General features: G+C 54.2%; 2 protein-coding genes. Both read left to right on the forward strand.

Features of this window, described 5'->3' with window-relative positions; genetic code table 11:
* The first annotated feature begins 110 nt into the window (after positions 1-110).
* Entirely contained in the window at positions 111-1,349 is a 1,239-nt protein-coding gene (gene istA / locus ABEV74_RS23125) for an IS21 family transposase (protein WP_430150077.1), read from the forward strand.
* A partial coding sequence (locus ABEV74_RS23130) for an ATP-binding protein (protein ID WP_430150079.1) occupies positions 1,346-1,739 on the forward strand: 394 nt, incomplete at its 3' end. The genes istA and ABEV74_RS23130, both read left to right, overlap by 4 nt.

A 1,739-nucleotide genomic window follows, 5' to 3' on the forward strand; every position in this document is an offset into this window, starting at 1 on the left:
TCTTCCAGGAGGTGGCCTTGTGTGAAAAACGGTGATAAAATCCCCAAAAGAAACGGTTGAAAATTCCCCACCCTTATCACAGACTCTCTCCCTGGAGGGAGAGAGACATCATGATCCGAAATGGGGAGTTCTATATGATCCACGAGATGAAAAAACGGGGAATGAGCATCTCTCAGATCGCCAACGAGTTGGGCAGAGACCGAAAAACAATCCGCAAATGGCTTCAGCAATCCGAGCCAGCCTATTACCAGCGTCACGTCAAGCGACCGAGCAAGCTGGATCCTTTCAAAGATTACATCCGTCGACGCATGGAAGAGGGCTGCCTAAACGCCAACGTCATCTTCGATGAGATCAAGGCCCAAGGATATACCGGCCGCAAAACCATTCTGCGCTCCTTCATGCAGCCTCTCCGTCCATCCGTCCTATCGAAAGCGACCGTGCGTTTCGAAACCTCTCCCGGCTATCAAGCCCAAGTCGACAGGGGCCGGTTCCGGGTGGATTGGAACGGGGAGCCGAAGCGGCTATATGCGTTCGTCATGGTGTTAGGCTACTCCCGCATGATGTACGTCGAATTCACGGAGGACGAAAAACTCGAAACGCTCATGGGCTGTCATCTGCGGGCGTTCGAATACTTCGGCGGTCGTCCGGAAGTCGTTCTGTACGACAATATGAAAACCGTGGTCGCGGACTTTGACGAACGCGGACACGCCGTCTGGAATGAACGGTTTGCCCGTTTCGCGGCACATCACGGGTTTCTGTTGCAGAGCTGCCGTCCCTACCGGGCCAGAACGAAAGGCAAAGTGGAAAACGGCATCGGCTATGTCCGCAAAAACTTCTGGCCACGTGTCCGAACCTTCACCGGTCTGGACGATCTGAACCGGCAAGTTCGCGATTGGCTGGACACGGTCGCCAATGTTCGGGTGCACGGGACGACGCACGAGACGCCTCGTGAACGCTTGATTCGGGAAGGGCTCAAACCGTTCAACCCGATGCCTTTCGAGGAAGTGGATCGGCATGCGCGGAAAGTGTCGCCCGACGCATGCGTCTCGTATGAAAACAACCGGTATTCGGTACCGTTCGAATGGGTCGGCCAAATCGTCCACATTCAAGATCTCAAGAACGGACGGATTCGGATTTATCATGGGGAACAGCTTGTGGCCGAGCACCCCAAGGCGACGGGAAAACATCAACGCATCGTCAATGAAAAACACTTCGAGGGACTGCAAACCACCAGCCGGCATAAGATTCCCCAACCGATGCCCAGGCTGGTTCCGCAAGCGATCCCCGAAGTGTTGGAACGCGACTTATCCGTCTACGAGCAGTTTACCGATGAGGCGGTGAACGTATGACGACGCTATTGTATGAGCGCCTGCAAGACGCCTTTCAAGCGTTCGGATGGACGCGGATTCCCGAGGTAGTGGATCATCATGCCGAGGAAGCCGCCAAGCACAATATATCGTATTTGGAGTTTCTGGACAAGCTGCTGCAGGAAGAGCTTCTGGCCAAACGGGAACGGTTTATCCGCATGAAGACGCGGATGGCCCGCTTGCCGTTTCACAAAACGTTGGATCAATTCGATTTCAGCTTTCAACCGTCCATCGACGAACGGCGGATCCGGGAGTTGGCCACGCTTCGGTTTCTTGCGCACCGGGAGAACCTGATCTTTCTGGGACCTCCCGGCGTCGGTAATTATCGAAAGAATTTGGTTATGGAAAGAATTGAGCGTACATCCCGTTATT

The sequence above is a fragment of the Paenibacillus cisolokensis genome (assembly GCF_050481165.1).
In the GTDB taxonomy this organism is placed as follows: Bacteria; Bacillota; Bacilli; order Paenibacillales; family Paenibacillaceae; genus Paenibacillus_AH; species Paenibacillus_AH cisolokensis.